This is a genomic window from Streptococcus mitis, assembly GCF_001579035.1.
Lineage (GTDB): Bacteria > Bacillota > Bacilli > Lactobacillales > Streptococcaceae > Streptococcus > Streptococcus mitis_J.
In genome coordinates, this window is the sequence record NZ_KQ970286.1 from 24948 (window position 1) to 26290 (window position 1343).

The following is a 1343-nucleotide window of genomic DNA, read 5'->3' on the forward strand; positions in this document are numbered from 1 at the left end:
AGACTCCCCATGAGGAGATTTTGGCCTATCGAGCTAGCTTGGAACCTTGTACAGATGAGGAATTAGCCCATCTTGTGGACCAAGCAGGCCTTGAGATTCCCCAGTTTAATCGTCGTCGTGCTATGCGTGCCTTAGAAATTGCCCATTTTGGTCAGGATTTGGAAAATCAAGAGACCTTGTATGAACCATTGATTATCTGCTTGGATGATGAGCGCAGTCAACTTTATGAGCGTATCAATTACCGCGTGGACTTGATGTTTGAGGCTGGACTTTTGGATGAGGCCAAGTGGCTTTTTGACCATTATCCAGATGTGCAGGCTGCTAAGGGAATTGGTTATAAGGAACTCTTTCCATATTTCCGTGGGGAGCAAACTCTTGAGGAAGCTAGTGAGAGTCTCAAACAGGCGACTCGTCGTTTTGCCAAGCGTCAGCTGACCTGGTTCCGTAATCGCATGCAGGTCACCTTTTATCAGATTGGAGAATCTGGTGTACAAGACCGCATTTTAAGTCAGATAGAGGAGTTTTTAGATGATTGATACTGAAAAAAAAGAGGAGCGAGTCCTGCTCATTGGTGTGGAATTGCAGGGCATGGACAATTTTGACCTCTCTATGGAAGAATTGGCCAGTCTAGCCAAGACAGCTGGTGCAGTCGTTGTAGATAGCTACAGACAAAAACGTGAAAAATATGATTCCAAGACCTTCGTCGGCTCTGGTAAGTTGGAAGAAATTGCGCTCATGGTGGATGCAGAAGAAATTACCACTGTCATCGTCAACAACCGTCTGACGCCAAGGCAAAATGTCAATTTAGAAGAAGTTCTGGGTGTTAAGGTCATTGACCGTATGCAGTTGATTTTGGATATCTTTGCCATGCGAGCTCGAAGCCATGAAGGGAAGCTCCAAGTCCACCTAGCTCAGCTCAAATATCTCTTGCCTCGCTTGGTTGGTCAGGGAATTATGCTCAGCCGTCAGGCAGGGGGAATTGGTTCCCGTGGACCTGGTGAAAGCCAGCTGGAGCTGAACCGTCGTAGCGTTCGCAATCAAATCACGGATATCGAGCGCCAGCTCAAGGTGGTTGAGAAAAATCGGGCGACTGTCAGAGAAAAACGTTTGGAGTCAAGCACCTTTAAGATTGGTTTGATTGGTTATACCAATGCTGGGAAGTCAACCATCATGAACATCTTGACCAGTAAGACCCAGTATGAGGCAGACGAGCTCTTTGCGACTCTGGACGCGACGACTAAGAGTATCCATCTGGGGGGCAATCTCCAAGTAACTTTGACAGATACAGTTGGCTTTATCCAAGATTTGCCGACAGAGTTGGTGTCCAGTTTTAAGTCAACCTT

At 46.7% G+C, this 1343-nt stretch carries 2 protein-coding genes; both read left to right on the forward strand.

The genetic code is table 11. The features are described 5' to 3' along the window. On the forward strand, positions 1–536 hold a 536-nt coding region (locus SMIDD26_RS02390; RefSeq protein ID WP_419986646.1), incomplete at its 5' end, for a tRNA (adenosine(37)-N6)-dimethylallyltransferase. Next, positions 529–1343 (forward strand): GTPase HflX (gene hflX / locus SMIDD26_RS02395; protein WP_061438791.1); only part of this gene is annotated, 815 nt, incomplete at its 3' end. The genes SMIDD26_RS02390 and hflX, both read left to right, overlap by 8 nt.